Annotated in this window: 14 protein-coding genes; 9 read left to right on the top strand and 5 right to left on the bottom strand. The window is 70.6% G+C overall.

What is annotated here, in order from left to right; genetic code table 11:
- Positions 1-24: 24 nt before the first annotated feature.
- Together NLX83_RS25275 and NLX83_RS25270 are read left to right on the top strand one after the other, a co-directional pair.
- Positions 25-2,025, top strand: coding sequence for a hypothetical protein (locus NLX83_RS25275; RefSeq protein WP_254237855.1), 2,001 nt, complete (start codon positions 25-27; stop codon positions 2,023-2,025).
- A 48-nt stretch (positions 2,026-2,073) separates the two neighbouring features.
- Positions 2,074-3,090, top strand: coding sequence for a hypothetical protein (locus tag NLX83_RS25270; protein ID WP_254237644.1), 1,017 nt, complete (start codon positions 2,074-2,076; stop codon positions 3,088-3,090).
- Positions 3,091-3,148: 58 nt separating this feature from the next.
- Here the strand turns inward: NLX83_RS25270 and NLX83_RS25265 are convergent, their stop codons facing one another.
- Positions 3,149-4,051: a hypothetical protein gene (locus tag NLX83_RS25265; protein WP_254237643.1), complete on the bottom strand. Its 903-nt coding sequence runs from the start codon at positions 4,049-4,051 to the stop codon at positions 3,149-3,151.
- An 18-nt stretch (positions 4,052-4,069) separates the two neighbouring features.
- On the opposite strand from NLX83_RS25265, the gene NLX83_RS25260 reads away from it, so the two are divergent.
- A complete protein-coding gene (locus NLX83_RS25260; RefSeq protein WP_254237642.1) occupies positions 4,070-4,639 on the top strand; it encodes a hypothetical protein in 570 nt (189 codons plus the stop codon).
- Here the strand turns inward: NLX83_RS25260 and NLX83_RS25255 are convergent.
- Complete coding sequence (locus tag NLX83_RS25255) at positions 4,603-5,766, bottom strand: type VII secretion protein EccE (protein ID WP_254237641.1); 1,164 nt, start codon at positions 5,764-5,766, stop codon at positions 4,603-4,605. The genes NLX83_RS25260 and NLX83_RS25255 overlap by 37 nt on opposite strands.
- A 360-nt stretch (positions 5,767-6,126) precedes the next feature.
- Here NLX83_RS25255 and NLX83_RS25250 point away from each other — a divergent pair, with 360 nt between their 5' ends.
- Positions 6,127-6,816, top strand: a complete 690-nt coding sequence (locus NLX83_RS25250) for a phospholipase D-like domain-containing protein (protein ID WP_254237640.1) — start codon at positions 6,127-6,129, stop codon at positions 6,814-6,816.
- A 240-nt stretch (positions 6,817-7,056) separates the two neighbouring features.
- Here NLX83_RS25250 and NLX83_RS25245 read toward each other — a convergent pair whose 3' ends face one another.
- The 3 genes from NLX83_RS25245 to NLX83_RS25235 form a co-directional block, all read right to left on the bottom strand.
- Complete coding sequence (locus NLX83_RS25245; RefSeq protein ID WP_254237639.1) at positions 7,057-7,560, bottom strand: hypothetical protein; 504 nt, start codon at positions 7,558-7,560, stop codon at positions 7,057-7,059.
- Positions 7,561-7,762: 202 nt separating this feature from the next.
- Entirely contained in the window at positions 7,763-8,824 is a 1,062-nt protein-coding gene (locus NLX83_RS25240) for an alpha/beta hydrolase (RefSeq protein ID WP_254237638.1), read from the bottom strand.
- 56 nt (positions 8,825-8,880) lie between these two features.
- The gene (locus NLX83_RS25235; RefSeq protein ID WP_254237637.1) at positions 8,881-10,227 is read right to left on the bottom strand and encodes a cytochrome P450; all 1,347 of its coding nucleotides are present in this window, start codon (positions 10,225-10,227) and stop codon (positions 8,881-8,883) included.
- Between the two features lie 111 nt (positions 10,228-10,338).
- Between NLX83_RS25235 and NLX83_RS25230 the strand changes: the two genes are divergently transcribed.
- The 5 genes from NLX83_RS25230 to NLX83_RS25210 all read left to right on the top strand — a co-directional run bounded on the left by NLX83_RS25230 (position 10,339) and on the right by NLX83_RS25210 (position 16,806).
- Entirely contained in the window at positions 10,339-11,151 is an 813-nt protein-coding gene (locus NLX83_RS25230) for an SAM-dependent methyltransferase (protein ID WP_254237636.1), read from the top strand.
- 373 nt (positions 11,152-11,524) lie between these two features.
- A complete protein-coding gene (recQ, locus tag NLX83_RS25225; protein ID WP_254237635.1) occupies positions 11,525-13,345 on the top strand; it encodes a DNA helicase RecQ in 1,821 nt (606 codons plus the stop codon).
- A gap of 167 nt (positions 13,346-13,512) precedes the next feature.
- Positions 13,513-14,325 carry an NBR1-Ig-like domain-containing protein gene (locus NLX83_RS41975; protein WP_254237634.1) on the top strand — a complete coding sequence of 271 codons (813 nt, stop codon included), beginning with the start codon at positions 13,513-13,515 and terminating at the stop codon, positions 14,323-14,325.
- 91 nt (positions 14,326-14,416) lie between these two features.
- Positions 14,417-15,244, top strand: a complete 828-nt coding sequence (locus NLX83_RS25215) for a 3-hydroxyacyl-CoA dehydrogenase family protein (protein ID WP_254237633.1) — start codon at positions 14,417-14,419, stop codon at positions 15,242-15,244.
- Positions 15,241-16,806, top strand: coding sequence for a PfaD family polyunsaturated fatty acid/polyketide biosynthesis protein (locus NLX83_RS25210; protein ID WP_254237632.1), 1,566 nt, complete (start codon positions 15,241-15,243; stop codon positions 16,804-16,806). The genes NLX83_RS25215 and NLX83_RS25210 overlap by 4 nt, the downstream gene beginning before the upstream one ends.
- Positions 16,807-16,813: the final 7 nt, after the last annotated feature.

The raw sequence follows: 16,813 nt of genomic DNA, 5'->3' as shown, positions 1-16,813 counted from the left end.
CGAGCAGCGGGCGGTGAAGGCGACATGGGTGACAGGAACGGCGACTACTACGGCTTCGATTTCAACGGGCTCGACCGTCTGTCCCATGGCAACTTCATCGGCCCCACCGTGGGTCCGCTCACCTACGCCGAGCAGCAGCGCCGGGAAATGGTGAAGGGCGGCCAGACCCCGCCGCCCGCCTCGCCCCGCGCGACCGAGGACGGCAAGCTCGAGACGCTGTCGATCGAGGCCATCAAGATCATGGTGATGGGCGAGATGCCCGGCTACGCCAGGACCCGGGCGGACCTCTGGAACCAGGTCGCCACCAACCTCCAGCACACCGGCACCCAGCTGCGCCAGCAGGTCGACAAGCTCAACGTCGAGTGGGAGTCGCCCGCCGCCAAGGAGGCGGCCCTGCTCAAGCTCGGCAAGAACCTGGCCTACCTGGAGGTGTGGCGCCAGGCTGCGGCCGAGAACTCCTCCGTGCTCAACGGCATCGCCGGGGTGATGGACCAGTACCAGAAGGAAATGGACGTCCTCTACGCGGAGTACGAGCAGAAGCGGGGCGAGGCCTCGCCGAGCTTCGGCGACTACGCCGGGGCGATCGCCAAGGACATGTACGGCTTCGGCCTCGTCCAGGGCCGGACGAACGAGCAGATGCAGGCCGACGCGGAGAAGGAGGTCCAGGACGAGTACAGCAGGAAGGCCAGGACCCTCCTCAAGAACATGGAGAACGGCTACGCGCCCTACCTCGGCCGGATGGCCAAGGCGCAGGCGCACATCCTGAACCCGCCGAACGCCGTGTTCAACCCGCAGGTGACCGGGATGGAGCTGCCGCCCGTCGCGCCCGGTGGCGTTCCCGGCGGACCGCCCGGCACTCCCGGTGGCCCGCCCGGGGCTCCGGCGAACCCGCCGCCCACCGCACCGCCCACGGCACCGCCCGCTACGCCTCCGCCAACGGCACCGCCGACGCCCCCGCCCGCGACGCCGCCGCCGACGGCACCGCCGCTGGCCCCGCCGGTGGTCCCGACGGGGCTGACCACCCCTCCGCCGCTGCCCAACGGCCTGCGCACGCCCGGCGCCCCGCCCTCGCCCGGCAGCCTGAGGACGCCGACGCCGGGCACGTTCAGCACCCCGCCGCCCGGACTGAACGGGCGCAACCTCGGCGTGCTCGGGACGAACCCCTCGCTCAACGCGCCCGGACCGGGCGGCGCCCCCTCGGCCTTCAAGGGCGGCGCCCCGCCCGGGTTCGGCGGGTCGACGCTGGGCCAGAACGCGATGGGCGGCCAGATGACCCCGCCGCCCGCGCCGCAGGGCAACCAGGCCAAGGACCAGCAGAAGCGCAAGGACGTGCCGGGGCTCGGCGGACCGCAGCAGCCGGGGCAGATGACCCCGCCGCCCGCGCCGCAGAACAACGACCGCAACCGGCCCGCCGCACCGAAGCAGGGCGCGCCGCGCAACGACGACGTGGAAGACGCGTTCCAGGCGCCGCCGTCCACGACGCCCCCGCCATCGGTGCTCGGCGACCGCAAGCCGAACACGCCCTCCCGGCGGACCCGGCCCGGCGCGCAGCCCGCGGCCCCGCTGACCGGTGACTCCGTGCCGCCGGTGCTGGCCAACCCGCACCGGACCGGACCGGCGAAGACCCACTCCGAGGAGATGAAGGCCCGCGAGCGCGCGCTCCGCGAGCGCAAGGAGCGGATGCGCGAGCTGAAGCGCCAGAACTCGGAGTTCGGCACCGCCCTGCCGTCAGCGGCGGAGTCGGTCTTCGAAGGCCGGATGGCGGCGAAGGACCCGGTCGACGCGAAGCGGGAGAAGGAAGCGTCGGTGCCGACCTCGCTGCTCGGCGCGCAGCCCGCGGCCCTCGACCAGCGCATCGCCCCGCAGCGCTCCGCCGACCAGGTCGCCCGTGAGATCCGCAAGCAGGTCGCGGAGAGCACCGAGGAGGCGTGGGCCCCGCAGGCCAACCCCGGCGGGCCGGTCGTGGACAAGCGCACCGAGCAGGAGTACCGCGCCGAACCGAAGCCCGACGTCACCGCCAAGTAGCAGCCGCAGCACACCGGTCCGCCAAGGCCGGACCGTTGGAGGAGCTGAATGAACACCACTCCGGACTGGGCAACATCCGGCGACGAGCTCAAGGCCGACCCGAGCAGCCTGCGCGGGTTCGCCAAGAACGTCTCCACCATCGCGGCCAACCTGCTCGCCGACGTCAACGGCCCGATGATGGAGCTCTTCGTCAGCGGCTCGAAGTACCCGCTGAGCACCGGCGGTCTCACGGCCGGTGGCGCCGCCGAGGAGCTGACCAGCTCCAACCAGGTGAGCATGTCGACGTTCTGCGGTGACGAGTACCAGACGCTGCTCGCCGACGGCAGCGCCTTCCACACCCTCGCCGACTGCTACGAGACCGGGGCGAACAACCACGGGGTCAGCCTGAGCGCCATCCAGTGGGTCTACCAGGAGGCGGGCGGCAAGAAGCCGGCCGGAGCCAACCTGTCGCACCTCTACGACAAGAACGGCAAGCTGCAGACGATGGACGGCGTCTTCAACGCGGCGGGCGAGGGCGCCGCGAACGACGGCGCCCGGGGCGATGTCAAGACCGGTGGGGTCTGCATGGCCGACGGCACCATCATCACGACCTACCGGACCGCTGACGGCGGCGAGCGCACGGTGACCAAGACCGGCACGGAGGTCAAGGAGGTGGTCACGAACGCCAAGGGCGAGACCATCTACACGATGTCCAGCCTTCCGACCGGCTCGACCACGACCACCTTCTACAAGGACGGCAAGCCCGCCGGGACCACGACCACCACGCGGACGTTGACGACCGACTGCCCCGTGAGGGGGCCGCAGACGACGCACGAGCAGACCACCGTCGTGCAGAAGGACGCCAACGGCAAGGTCCTCGACGAGCGGACCGACCACGTCGTCACCAAGCACAACTACGAGGAGAACCGGCAGACCAAGCAGCTCTACACCACCGAGGACGGCAAGGTGGACGAGGAGAGCAGGCGCAACATCGGCAAGCAGCCCGCCCCGGCGACGCCGGATGACTGGCAGGAGCTCGCCGAGACGGAGGGCGAGCGCGCTCGCACCCGGATCAACGGCCTGTAGCCCGGCTCCGCACGACGGCGGCCCACTCCCGATCGGGAGTGGGCCGCCGTCGTGTTCGCTAGTAGCGGCCGGGGCGGCCGAGCCGCTGCTCCTGGCCGGTGACCGTGAGCGCCGCGTACTGCCGGGCGGTGTCCATGAACATCGCCACCATGTCGTCCCGGAGCCGGGAGATCTCCTGCGTGGTGTCCGGGGTGAAGCTCATCTCCGTGGCCACCAACGACGCCTCGAACGGCGCCAACCGTTGCAGCAGCACGAGATCCGAGCTCGCGGCGAGCCTGGCCCGTTCCGGGGTGAGCTGGCGCAGCACGGTCAGCCTGGTCCGCCACGGCACCGGGTCCTCGGCGGGCGGCGGCTGGTCGTCGTGGACGCACAGCAGCGGCTTGTCGGCCGAGGCGGTCAGCTCGTTCGGTGAGCCGGGCGGCAGCACCATCAGCCGGTCCACCCGCCCCACGGCCAGCTCGCCCAGCTCCGACCAGCCGCCGGACTGGTGGGTGAACACCACGACGCGGGCGCCGAAGCGCAGCGCGCGGAAGGCGAGCAGCCGCGCCGCCCACATCCCGCCGACCAGCAGCGCCTCGGTGTGCTCCGGCCGGAACAGCGGGATCGCGACCGGCTGGCCCGCCTGGTCCCGGCCGAGCCGCAGCCCGAAGGAGCTCCCGGCGATCTGCAGCAGGTCCAGCTCCTCGTCGGAGGCGTGGTGGTGACCGATGCGCAGCGGCGACAGGCCGCCGTGCTTGCGGGTCTGCCACGACTCCTCCTCCCGCGAACCGGTCCGCTCCGGGGTCGGCCCCGGCGGGGTCGGCGGGGCCAGCGGAGGGCTCGACCCCACCGCGAGCGGTTGCGCGAGCAGCGTTCCGGCGGCCGATGCCTGGGCCGCCGCCGCGGCGGCGCCCGCCGCGGCCGCGCCCGGGTAGGCCATCGGCCCGCCGAGGACCTGGCCCATCTGGCCCGGTGGCGGCATGGGCACGCCGGGGCGCGCGTGCGCGGGACCCGGTTGCTGCTGCTGGGGATGCGGCTGCTGCTGGTGTTGCGGGGGCGGGCCCGCCGGGCGGTGCTGTCCCGGCTGCTGTCCCGGCTGCTGCTGTGGGCCCGGCTGCTGGTGCGGGCCCGGCACGGGCTGCTGCTGGTGCTGGGGGTGCGGCTGCTGGAGCTGCTGGCCGCCGGGGGGCGTGTGCGCGTGCTGCCCGCCGAGCACCGGCCGCACCCCTCCCGGGCCGCCCGGGAACGGGCGCTGCTGGACCGCGCCCTGGCCGGGCGGGCCCGGCTGCGGGGGACGGGTCTGCTGCGGCATGCCCTGGTGCGGGGTGGGCGGGTGTCCGTGCCTGGGGCCCTGCGGCTGCCCGTGCTGCGGTCCCGGCTGCGGACTCTGCTGGGGTGGCCTCTGCTGCGGCCCGTTGTTCGGGTTCTGCGGCGGCTGGGGCGGGCGCTGCTGGTGGGGCGGCTGGGGTGGTCCCGGCGGGCGCTGCGGGCCCTGGGGGTTCCGGGGCCGCGGGTCGGGCTGCTCGGGCTCGTTCAACGTGCACCTCCCCCTGATGGCGCCGACGCGTAGACCGCCGGTGCGTGTTGCCCGTCCAATTGTGTCAGCCGGGCCCCCGAGCGTGCAGCCACTTCGAGGACCGAGGCGCACGCCTGGCCGATGCGGTCGGGCGGGGCCGCCACGCGGATCAGGCAGCGCAGGTCGGCTCCGGCCAGCGTCGGGTCGAGCAGCAGCGCCACGCTGATCATCGGCGCGGGCAGCTCGGCGAGCGCGGCCAGCAGCTCGACCCCGCGGACCGGGTCGGGCCAGGAGCGCACCCAGAAGCAGGTGTGCGCCAGCCAGGGCGAGTACCAGGCGTCCCACTCCTCGCGGATGCGTTCCGGGCCGCCCGGCCGGGCCAGGTCGCACGCGCGGGCCAGGGCCTCGGTGACCTCCTCGGCGGTGAGGATCCTGGCGCCGTGGCCGCGCCGCTGGAGCACCCGCTCCACCCGGCGGGTGATCTCGGAGAGCACGGCGGGCACGTCCACCCGGCCGTCCTCGTTGTCGATCATGGACTCGGCGGCGGCGTGCGCGTCCAGCCGCACCGCCACCCAGGTGGTGTGCTCGCGCCTGCCGGGGCCGACGATCGGGCCGTTGTGCGCGACGACCTGGGTGACCACCCCGGCCTGCTCCGCCTCCGCGGCGATCTTGACGAGGGCGGCGAGCGGGACCGGCGGCGTCGGCGTGCTGCCGTCGGCCGGGGCGACCTCGATCACCGTGAACCAGCCCGCGCCGTCGCTGCCGAGGCCGAGCTTGCGGTCGTTGGGCCCGTCGACGTCGTCGACCACCAGGGTCGGGGCGAGCTCGCTGAGCGCGGCGAGCCTCGGGTCCTCCCGGACCTCGGCGGGGGCGCCGCGGCGGCGGCGGAACCGCAGCCACAGCGCGAGGCTCTCGGTCCACCAGCGCCCGTGCGACCTGCCGAAGATCAGGGCGAGCGCGAGCAGGCCCAGCACGCACGAGGCGATCAGCGCCCACATGCCCTGGAACACGCCGTAGGCCAGGCCGAGCAGGACGACCTGCAACGCGATCAGTCGGACCAGGCCGAAACCACCGAGGCGGCCCGGCTGCCGCCGGGGGCGGAACCAGGCGCCCGCGCGTCCGCGCCGACGCGGTGCCGTGCCCTTCGCCCGTGGGTCGGACGGCGGAGACTGGCTCGTCATCACTCGCAGTTCCTTTCCACGGCCAGCGGAGTCCTCGTGTCACCGCGGGCCTGTGTCACCGGTCTCATGCATCCTTCCGGATGAGTCCGTCCGGGTCATGACCGACATCCAACCTTGGAGAAATTGTCTTTTCCTCATGTCTGCGGTCACACGTGAATACCATTCACGCCCCTGGCCGTCGCGCGTCTTGATCGTCTACCGCGCCCGTCCGGTTCTCAACCCCGCGGCAGTCCATTGAGGACTGAGCAGAGGAGGCGGATGGTCATGAGGAGGTCCCTTCTCGTTGTCTCGGCGGTGCTCGCGGTGCTGACACCCGTGCGGGCCGAGCCGATCCGGTGATGAACCGCCGGTGAGGAGATCGTGCTGGCGTACTCCGGTTTCGACGTCATCAAGCACGAGTCGAACCCGGTGGCGCGCCTGCTCGCCGCACACGCGCGCGGGGTGCGGGTCATCCTGCCCGAGGAGCTGGTGGGAAAACCCGCGCACGCCCAGCTCAAGGCGGCGCTCGGCGCGGACGACACCAAGCCGAACCACGTGGTGACCTGCGGGGCGCGGCGCGGCTGCATCGCCACCCGCCAGACGAGCTGGAGCACCGGATACCTCCACACCAAGTTCGCGGCGTTCTCGAAGGTGCGGATGAACGACGGCACCGTGGTGTCGGACGTGGTGCACATGGGCTCGTCCAACCTCGGTGACTGGGACGCCGTCGAGGCGTACAACGACATGTTCACCTTCACCGATGCCAAGGTGCACAAGGCTTTCCGGACCTACTTCACCGATCTGACCCGGTACCGCCGCACGGCCGCGGGCAACAACTTCGACAACACGCCCGGCAAGCGCGATCTCCAGGTGCACTCGAAGACCATCATGATCGACGGCCGCTACGACGACGACACCACGCCGCGCGTGTACACCGGCAGCCACAACCTCGCGTGGTCGGCGCTGCGGCAGGGCGACGAGGTGCTGATGCGCGTCACGGGCGGCGATGCTCACGACGAGTACCTGCGCCAGTTCACGAAGATCCACACCACCTGCAAGAACCGCGCCTGATCCCTGTTTTCTTGCCCGGCTTGGTGATCCGGCTGGAATCAGCGTGCCTCGCCCATTTCGTCTCCACCGCCGCGCACCGGCCTAGCACCTGCCGTTGTGGTTTCCATTTCCCTGCACATTCACCCCCGTGTTGCGCTTGTCCTCGACCTTGCTCGTGGAGTGGGGGTGATGGGAACCGCTGGTTCAGTGGAAAAGGAGATTTAGGCGGATGCCCATGAATGAGGCAGTCCGGGGGTCCGTTCACTTCATGCCGAGGCTGAGGGCCACCGAGCCGGACTTGGCGGCGTTCTGCTCACTCGTCACCTTTCCCCTGCGGCTGACCTCCACCTGGTAGAAGCGGTGATGGCCCGGAACGCCGGCCACCTCGAACTTGAACGTGCACGGCTCGGAGTAGCTCGACGTGGTCGTACTGGTGGAGGAAGTGCCGAGGTGGCCGATGGCGATCACCGAGCCCTGCGGGTCGTAGACCGTGACGCTCGCGCCCTCCCTGATGTCGCTGTAACCACCGGTTCCCGCGCACGTGGTCCCGGACAGCCGGGTGGAACCGCTGGCGGTGAGCGCCATCGTGCCCCGGAGGGTGAAGGTGTCTTCGGGTTCGCTCGTCGCCGCGCTCGACGTGAACAGGGCCCACGCGGCACCGACGACCATCGCGCCCGCTACGAAACCGACCACGCCGAAAAGCAGACCGGAAGATTTTCCGGCGGGGCGATAAGCGGGAGCATTGGCGCCGAGTGCTTCGTACATGTAGGCCTCCAGGATATGTTGCCGTCGATTCAGGTCATCGAGGCGGAGAATCCCTTTGTTAGCGGAGGTCTTCGGTTGGCGCCTGGTTGGGTGTTCTTTGAATTGTTACGACGATGCTGCTGTGAAGGTGGTGGCCGCTGTGCACTGAACACGACAGCGCCCGCCGTCCTGATGGGCGGCGGGCGCTGTGCGGGGTGGTGCGTCAGGAGCCGAACTGCTGCAGCCACACCCGGGTGGCGTCGCGGTAGACGTCGGCGTTCTTGTGCAGGCCAAGGGAATGGCCCGCCTTCGGCAGGACGTGGAGGTCCAGTTTCGCCTTGGCGGTGTAGAACGGGGCCTCGGCGGGGCGCAGTGTCTGCGCGCTGGAGCAGTCGCGCAGCGCGAGCAGGCCGCAGAAGAGGATGTCCTTCTCGCCGACGGCCTGGAAGACCGGGACGTCGATGCCGAGGGTGACCGGCAGGACGATGCCGAAGACCGCGACGGTGCCCATGCCGGGCACGGAGACCTGGTCCTTGGTGGCCTCGTCGGCGGCGATCACGTCCGGGTCGGCGTTGTCGGAGTAGAACAGCGGGCCGCGCGCGCCGGGGCGGGTGGCGAACCACAGCGGATCGCTGCCCCTGTCGCCCAGCAACGGGTCCAGGAGCACCGGGTGCAGTCCGAGCCCGGCGCCGAGGCCGAGCGCTGGCACGTTGGGCAGGTGGGTGATGCCGGTGAGGCCGACGCCGTCCACGTCGCCCTTGTACTTCGCGGCGGCGTAGGACACGATGCCCGACCCCACGGAGTGGCCGATCATGATGACCTTGTCGAACGCGATCCCGCCGACCCGGCCCGCGCGCAGGTGGCCGACGACCTCGTGCAGGGAAAGGGCTTCCGCCTCGATCGTCATCGGGATGCTCAGCGGCTTGCTGCTGCGCCCGGCACCGAGCCGGTCGACGGCGAAGCTGGCGTACCCGTGCTTGGCCATGTCGCGCTGGTAGGAGTACTTCTCCGGCTGGTAGGGCAGGTCCCAGTACGCGCGGTTGTACGTGCCGCCGTGCACCAGCAGCTGCACCGTTTTCGGTGCGGCGCCGGTGGGTGCGCAGTACTGACCGCGCACGACGGCGGGCATTCCCGGGCTCAGCAAGGGAAGCAGCCCCGGCGCGGTCACCGGGAGCGTCACCTCGGAGCAGGTGACCTCGGCGGCGAAGGCGGGTGGGGCGGCGGCCCCGGCCATCAGCAGGCCGCACGCGAGTAACGAGGAGGTGAGTTTCGGCAGCAGTCGCACGGGGACAACCTTCCAAGATCGTCTAAGCGCCGGGGAGGGGACAGTACCGTTCGTGATCAAGGAGTCACGTTCAGGTGATCCCTCGGCACCGCGGTCATCGGCAGCTGGTTGGGCTGCATCGTGGCTTTCACCTTGGCGTACACGCGTTTTCCCGGTACCGGGACCAGTCGCCAGCGCGCGCCGACGGTGGCCGCGACGATCGCGATCTCGGTCTGCGCGAAGAAGTGACCGGGGCAGAACCGGGCGCCAGCGCCGAACGGGATGTAGGCGCCCCTCGGCAGTTTCGCCGCGCGTTCGGGCAGCCAGCGGTCGGGGTCGAAACGCTCGGGATCGGGGTAGAACTCCGGGTTCTGGTGCAACGTGTGCTGGCTGACCGCGACCTCGGTGCCCTGCGGGACGGGCACCCCGCCGATCTCGGTGTCCTCGCGGGTGCGGCGCATCAGGATCACCGGCGGAGTGCGGCGCAGGACCTCGTTGATGATCCGCTGCGTGTACTCCAGCTTCGGCAGATCGGCGAAGGTGACGGGGTTTCCGCCGAGCACCTCGTCGATCTCGGCGTGGAACCGCCGCTCGATCTCCGGGTTCCGCGCGATCTCGTGGAAGAACCAGGCGAGCGCGACGGCGGTGGTCTCGGCCCCCGTGGTGAGGATCGTGATCACCTCGTCGTGCACCTGCTCGTCGGTCATCGACTCGCCGGTCTCGGGGTCCTCGGCCAGCAGCAGCGTCGAGAGCAGGTCGCCGTGGTCGGTGCCGCCTGCCCGCGCCGCCCCGATCGCCGCGGGGATCACCGTGCGCAGCCGGGCCGCGGCGGCGTCGAAGCGGCGGTTGGCCGGGATCGGCAGTTTCTCCACCACCCGCGGGGAGAACGCCCGCACGAGCACGTTCTCCAGCATGATCGGGATGGACCGGCGGATCTCGGCGAGCACGTCGTCACCCAGCTCGGTGGAGAACAGGGTCCGGCCCGCGATGCCCAGCGCCAGGTCCTGCATCCGCTGGTCCACCTCGACGACCTCGCCCGGCCGCCAGCTCAGCGAGAGCTCCCGGGCGAGCGCGGTGATCGTGGACTCCGCGTAGCCCTCGATCCTGGCGCGGCCGAAGGCGGGCAGCACCATCCGCCGCTGCCGCTGGTTGAACGCGCCGTTGGAGGTGGCGAGGCCGTCGCCGAAGAGCGGGCGCATCTTGTCGAAGACGATGCCCTTGTCGAACTTGTCCGCCTCGCCCGCGAGCACCTGCCAGGCCAGCTCCGGCGTGGTGACCAGGTAGACCGGCAGCGGGCCGAGGAAGATCCGCACGACCTCGCCGTGCTCCCGCAGCGAGGTCAGGAAGCGCACCGGGCCGCGCACCATGGACATGGTGTGGCCGACGAGAGGTAACCGACCGGGGACCACCGGGGCTGTGCCCATGCAACCGCCTTCACAGGAATCGTGTCGACCGGTCACAGTAGGTAATGTGCGCTGCGGCCCGCGATGATCTCGTGGGCACATCCACACGATCGGATGTCGAGGTGTTGCGCCGTGACCGGAAGCCCGTACCGGGTTCCACCCGAGGTCGATCCGACGGTGCCCAGCCCAGCCCGGGTCTACGACTACTGGCTGGGCGGCGGGCACAACTTCGCCGCCGACCGCGAGCTGGCCGAGAAGATCCTCACGATCATGCCCGGCATCCGCGACGCCACCCGGCTCAACCGCGCGTTCCTGCGCCGCGCGGCGTTGTTCATGGTCGAGTCCGGGGTGCGCCAGTTCCTCGACGTCGGCTCCGGCATCCCGACGGTCGGCAACCTGCACGAGATCGTCCAGGCCGTGGAGCCGGACTGCCGCGTGGTGTACGTGGACAAGGACCCGGTGGCCGTCGCGCACGCGCGGTTGCTGCTGGAGGACAACGACCGCACCGACGTGCTCCAGGCCGATCTCCGTGATGTGGAAGGGATTCTGGACTCCCCGGAGGTGCGGGAGCAGCTCGACTTCGACCAGCCGGTCGGGCTGATGATGTTGCTGCTGCTGCATTTCGTGCCGGACTCCTGGGATCCGGTCGGCATCCTCGCCCGCTACCGCGACCGGCTCGCACCGGGCAGTTTCATGGCGCTGTCGCACGTGGCGGGCGACTCGGGGGTTTCGCGGCTGGACGAGGCGGTCGAGGTGTACAAGTCCAGCCAGAACCTGCCCTACGTCCGCGACTACGACGGTGTGATCCGCTTCTTCGAGGGCTTCGACCTGGTGGAGCCGGGCCTGGTCGGCTGCGCGCTGTGGCGGCCGGAGGGCGCGGGCGACGTCACCGACAACCCGGAGATCAACGCGTTGCCTTACGCGGGGGTGGGCCGCAAGCCCTGAGGTCGGGCGGTCTTCAAGTACCCCGAACCCCCGCCCCCAAGGTCTCCAAACACCCCCAACCCCTGCTCACCCGCTCCCCGCCCCAATGCCGCGTTTGTCCCGTTGAGTGTGCTGAATGAGTCATTGAGGGCGCTCAACTCCCCCAATGACTCATTCAGCACGTTCAAGTACCCCAATGACTCGTTTGGGGCGTTGGTCGATGTCCCTGAACGGGTCGTTCGGGGCGTTGGGGTCCCCGAACGACTCGTTCAGGGCAAAAGCGCGGGGGTTGGGGGTGGTTGGAGACCTCTGCGCCGGGGGTTGGGGGGACTTGAAGACGGGGGAACCAGCGGGGGGCGCGGAGGGTGTCAGGGGCGCTCGTAGGATCGGGCGCATGGCGTTCCCCGAGACCCGTCCAGAAGTGGAAGTGCTCAACCGAGTCTTCGGTTATGACTCCTTCCGCGGGGACCAGCAGGCCATCGTCGAGCACGTGATCGGCGGCGGCGACGCGCTGGTGCTGATGCCGACCGGCGGCGGGAAATCCCTGTGCTACCAGGTGCCCGCGCTGGTCAGGAAAGGCGTCGGGGTCGTCATCTCGCCGCTGATCGCGTTGATGCAGGACCAGGTCGACGCGCTCACCGCGCTCGGTGTGAAGGCCGGTTTCCTCAACTCCACCCAGGACGCCCGGCAGCGCCGCGAGGTGGAGGCGGCGTTCCTCTCCGGCGAGCTGGACCTGCTCTACCTGGCGCCGGAGCGGTTGCGGGTGGAGTCGGCGGTGCGGTTGCTGGAGCGCGGCACGATCTCGCTGTTCGCCATCGACGAGGCGCACTGCGTCTCCCAGTGGGGCCACGACTTCCGGCCGGACTACCTGGCGCTCTCCGAGCTGCACGAGCGGTGGCCGGACGTGCCGCGCATCGCGCTCACGGCGACCGCGACCAAGGCGACGCACGGCGAGATCGCGACCCGGCTGAAGCTGACCGAGGCCAAGCACTTCGTCTCCAGCTTCGACCGGCCGAACATCCAGTACCGCATGGTGCTCAAGGACGGCGGCGAGCGGCAGCTGCTGAACTTCATCCGCACCGAGCACGCCGGCGACGCGGGCATCGTCTACCGGTTGTCCAGGGCGAAGGTGGAGAAGACCGCGGAGTTCCTGAGCCAGAACGGGATTCCGGCCGTGCCGTACCACGCTGGGCTGGACGCGGCCACGCGCGCGAAGCACCAGTCGCGGTTCCTCCGCGAGGACGGCCTGGTCGTGGTCGCCACGATCGCCTTCGGCATGGGCATCGACAAGCCCGACGTGCGCTTCGTCGCCCACCTCGACCTGCCGAAGTCCATCGAGGGCTACTACCAGGAGACCGGCCGCGCGGGACGGGACGGGCTGCCGTCGACCGCGTGGATGGCCTACGGGCTGGCCGACGTGGTGCAGCAGCGGCAGATGATCGAGACCTCCGAGGGCGACCGCGCGCACCGCAGGAAGCTGGCGATGCACCTGGACGCGATGCTCGCGCTGTGCGAGACGGTGCAGTGCCGCCGCGTGCAGCTGCTCAACTACTTCGGGCAGACCGGCGCGGCGTGCGACAACTGCGACACCTGCCTGAACCCGCCGGAGTCGTGGGACGGCACCATCGCGGCGCAGAAGGTGCTCTCCACGGTGCTCCGGCTGGACCGCGAGCGCGGGCAGAAGTTCGGCGCGGCGCAGATCGTGGACATCCTGCTCGGGAAGCGCACCGCCAAGATCGAGCAGTACCGGCACGACCAGCTCTCCGTGTTCGGCATCGGCGCCGAGCTGGACGGCACGGAGTGGCACGGCGTGATCCGGCAGCTCCTCGCGCACGGCCTGCTCGGGGTCGAGGGGGAGTACAGCACCTACGTCCTCACCGAGGCCAGCTCGGATGTGTTGGGGCGCAAGCGAGACGTCCTGTTGCGGCGGGAACCGAAACGCGCGCCGCGGGCGGCGAAGACCGCGAAGGCCAAGGCCGCCGCGGTCGAGCTGCCCGCCGAGGCGGCGCCGGTGTTCGAGCAGCTGCGCGCGTGGCGGGCGGCGGCCGCGAAGGAGCAGGGCGTGCCCGCCTACGTGATCTTCCACGACGCGACGCTGCGGCAGATCGCCACCGAGGCGCCGAAGTCGCTGGCCGAGCTGGGCACCGTCAGCGGGGTCGGCGAGAACAAGCTGGCCCGCTACGGCCAGCAGATCCTGGACACGCTGGGAACGTGACACGCGGCAGATCCCTCGCGTTTCGGCCGTCACCGAACAGGGGCGTGGCGGGCGCCCGCCGCGTTGTAGCTTGACTCGTTTGATCATGGTTGTGGACGTTGTGGAGAAAACCCATCAGTACTACCGGGAGCCCCGGTGCTGACCGGGCGAAACAGGGACGCAGAGCGGTGCGGCCGGACCCCGCCTCCGGACCCGTCGCGGAGTTCGCCGACGAGTTGTGGCGCCTGAAGCTCCGCGCGGGCAACCCCTCGTACGACTGCATGCGCGCCGTCTACGGCGCGGCCGCGTCGAAGTCCTCGCTGGCCGCGGCCGCGCGCGGCCAGCACTTCCCCAGCAGGGAAACCACCTGGGAGTACGTGCGCGCGCTCGCGGTCAACGCGCTCGGCGAGGACGTCGACGAGGTGCGCACGGAATGGTGTGCGAAATGGGAGCGCGCTCGGGCGAAGATCGAGGGCGGCCCCCTTGTCGTACCGCTCCAGAGATCTGCTCCGAAACCGGTCAAGCCGATTCGGTTATTTGGCAGCGGTGTTGTGCTGTTGGCTATTTTTCTGCTGCTCGGCCTTTTTCTGACGAGTGCCGAACAGGTTCCCCTGGTGGCCACCGGCGTGCCGGAGCACCTGCATCGGCTGGTGCCCGGTGACAACGTCGGAATGCGTCGGATGGTGAATTACCCGAATGGTGCGATTGTGCACCCGGGAACGGATATCGTCAAGATCTGGGAATTGGTGAACGTCGGCTCGGCCACCTGGACCGACCGCTATCTGGTGCGGATCGACCCGATGCAGCCTGGCGGGTGCTCCTCGCCGGAGCGGGTGCCGATCGCCATGACCAGGCCGGGGCAGTCGGTGCTGGTGGCCGCGCCGTTCCACATCCCCGACCGGCTCGGCCAGTGCGTGGTGCGGTGGAAGATGGCCGCCGCGGACGGCACGCTGTTCTTCCCGGAGAGCCTCTACGTCCAGCTGCACGTGATCATCTCCTGACCTGCGGTTTCGCTTTGTGCGATGACCGTGGACAACGCTCGGACACCGATGGCTTGTCCGAGGGGCGGCCCCGCTCGCATGCTCTGGACCCGTGCCCCCCGCGTCCCCCATCGCGGTGGTCGGAGCGGGAACGCTCGGCCGCCGACTCGCCCTCATGTTCGCCAACGGCGGCGCCGAGGTCCGCATCACCGATCCGGTCCCCGACCAGGTCACCGAAGCACTGGAGTTCGTTTCCGCACATGCGCCCAACGCGCCGGGTCGCGTTGTCGCGGTCCCTTCCCTGAAGGACGCGGTGCGCGGTGCCTGGCTCGCCGTCGAGGCCGTTCCCGAGCGCCTGGAACTGAAACGCCAGGTGTTCGCCGAACTCGACCGGCTCACCGATCACGACATCGTCCTCGCCAGCAATTCCTCCTCGTTCCCGACGAGCCGGATGATCAGCGGGCTGGATTTCCCGGAGCGCGTGCTCAACACGCATTTCTACCTGCCGCCGTTGATCAACGCGGTCGAGGTGATGTCCTCCGGGCGCACTTCTCGCGCGGTGCTGGACAGCGTGCTCGGCGCCCTTCCGGAATTCGGTTTCACCCCGGTCGAGGTGCGCGCCGAGAGCACCGGCTTCATCTACAACCGCATCTGGGCCGCGGTGAAGCGCGAGTCCCTGGCGGTCGTCGCCGAGGGGGTCGCCACCCCGGCCGAGGTCGACCTGCTCTACCGGATGGTGGTCGGGGTCTCGACCGGGCCGTTCCGGGTGATGGACCAGGTCGGGCTGGACGTCGCGCTGGACATCGAGAACGGCTACGCCGCCGAGCGCGAGGGCCTGCCGGAGGGGCCTCGGGCCCTGCTGCGCGAGTACGTCGAGCGGGGGTTCCTCGGCGTGAAGAGCGGCCGAGGTTTTTACGACGACTACCGGGAAGACTCATGAAAACGCTGCCCCAGCCCGCCTTCCACCCCGCGCAGATCGCCGGGCTCGTCGAGCGGGTCCGGGAGCCCGCGCACGTCGTCGCCACCGAGAACCCGTCCGAGGGCTACGGCCTGGCCGTCGGCGGGCACGCGCCGCGGCACCAGGTGATCGGCATCCTCCCGCCGCTGTACCCGGAGTGGCTCGGCGACCGGACGTTCGGCGAGACCCACGGCACGCGCTTTCCTTATGTGGCGGGCGAAATGGCCGGTGGCATCGCAACGGTCGGGATGGTCGAGGCCATGGCGCGCGGCGGCATGCTCGGCTTCTTCGGCGCGGGTGGGCTGGGCCTGCCGCGGGTGCACGAGGCCGTCGCCGAGCTGAGGAAATCGTTGCTGGGCGTGCCGAACTGGGGCGTCAACCTCATCCACTCGCCGAACGAGCCCGCGACCGAGGACGAGGTCGCCGACCTGCTGATCCGCAACGGTGTGCCGTGCGTGTGCGCCTCGGCGTTCACCGACCTCACGCCCGCCGTGGTGCGGTGCTCGGCCGCCGGGTTGAGCCAGGACGCGCAGGGCCGGATCATCAGGCGCACCAGGATGTTCGCGAAGATCTCCCGTCCGGAGACGGCTGAGCGGTTCCTGTCCCCGGCCCCGCCGGAGCTGCTGCGCGGGCTGGTCGACCGTGGTCTGCTGACCGCGAAGGAGGCCGAGCTAGCCGCGCTCGTCCCGGTCGCCGAGGACATCACCGTGGAGGCGGACAGCGGTGGCCACACGGACAACCGGCCCCTCGTGTCGCTGCTTCCAGTGATCCTTTCCTTGCGGGACAAGCTCGTTGCCCGGTTCGGTTATGACCGACCGGTTCGCGTCGGTGCCGCGGGCGGGCTCGGCACGCCCACCGCGGTGGCCGCCGCCTTCGCGGGCGGCGCCGCGTACGTGGTCACCGGCTCGGTCAACCAGGTCGCGGTCGAGTCGGGGCTGTCGCAGGCCGCCAAGGACCTGCTCGCCGCGGCGGACCTGGCCGACGTGACGATGGCACCCGCCGCCGACATGTTCGAGCAGGGCGTGAAGGTCCAGGTGCTGCGGCGCGGGACCATGTTCGCCGCGCGGGCCACCCAGCTCTACGAGGCGTACCGGGACAACGACTCGCTGGAGGACCTGCCGGAGCGGCTGCGCGCCCGCATCGAGCGGGACATCCTGCGGATGCCGGTCGCCCAGGCGTGGGCGGAGACCGAGCGGTTCTGGCAGGAGCGCGACCCGGCCGAGCTGACCCGCGCCCGCGTCGACCCGAAGCACCGGATGGCCCTGGTCTTCCGGTCCTACCTCGGCCGCAGCAGCCGGTGGGCGGTGGACGGCGATCCCGTGCGGCGGACGGACTACCAGATCTGGTGCGGCCCGGCGATCGGCGCGTTCAACCGGTGGACCGCCGGGACCTTCCTCGCCGAGCAGGCCAACCGCACCGTCGTGCAGATCGCGCTCAACCTGCTGGAGGGCGCCGCGGTGATCACCCGCGCCCACCAGCTCCGCGTCTACGGCCTGCCCGTGCCGCCGGAGGCGTTCGCCTTCGCGCCGCGCCGGTTGGTCTGATTCCCGA

It is taken from the genome of Allokutzneria sp. A3M-2-11 16 (genome assembly GCF_024213555.1).
Taxonomy (GTDB): domain Bacteria; phylum Actinomycetota; class Actinomycetes; order Mycobacteriales; family Pseudonocardiaceae; genus Allokutzneria.
This window is presented reverse-complemented; position numbering and strand designations above follow the sequence as displayed.